Below are 678 nucleotides of genomic sequence, written 5' to 3'. Positions count from 1 at the left end.
TGACTTCTTTCACTATGTAATTCATAGCTAGAACCCCAAGAGCACCCACCACCCCCCAACCGCAGAGAAGCGACCGCGCCCCCAGATGTGTAAAAAAGAAGGGCCCGCCCCCCCCGCCCCGCCCGCCCCCGCCGACCCCGTACGAGCCGCCCGCCAGGCCGCTCCCACACACCCGGCCGCGACGGCCGCCAGCAGCAAGCCGCCCGGTGCGGCCCCCGCCACCGAGGATTCCGTCAGCGACACCGCCAACCCCGTCAGGGCCGCACCCAGACCCAGCAACGCGCCCGAGACCCCCGCGAACCACCGCACCACCGGCCCCTGCCGCACCACCGGCCTCTGCCGCACCAGCACGACCAGCGCGTCCAGCAGCGCCGTCCCCAGCAGTGCCCAGCCCAGCCCCAGCTCCCCGGCGCCCGCTGCGAGCGCGGCCAGCGGCAGGGGCAGCTGCCCCGCCAGAATCCCCGACGGCAGCGGCAGCGACAGGGACGGCAGCGCCAGCCCGGATCCGGCCCACCCCGCCGCCCGGAAGGCCGACGCCCCCGCCGCGTAAGACCTGCCGTCCCACCGCTCCAGCACCTGTCTCTTATACAACTCTGTCCCTGCCGCCGATCCTACGGGGTGTCGCTACAGGCGTCTGAACATCGTTGCAAACGTATACTAGTGTGATGACGTCATTGG

At 71.4% G+C, this 678-nt stretch carries 1 protein-coding gene; it reads right to left on the bottom strand.

The annotated features are described in order from the left end of the window. Positions 1-27: 27 nt before the first annotated feature. Entirely contained in the window at positions 28-591 is a 564-nt protein-coding gene (locus GPJ59_RS38800; protein WP_219672412.1) for a hypothetical protein, read from the bottom strand. Positions 592-678: the final 87 nt, after the last annotated feature.

It is taken from the genome of Streptomyces bambusae (assembly GCF_019400985.1).
Taxonomy (GTDB): domain Bacteria; phylum Actinomycetota; class Actinomycetes; order Streptomycetales; family Streptomycetaceae; genus Streptomyces; species Streptomyces bambusae_A.
The sequence above is the reverse complement of the archived record's forward strand: the minus strand, read 5'-3'. Positions and strand labels throughout refer to the sequence as shown.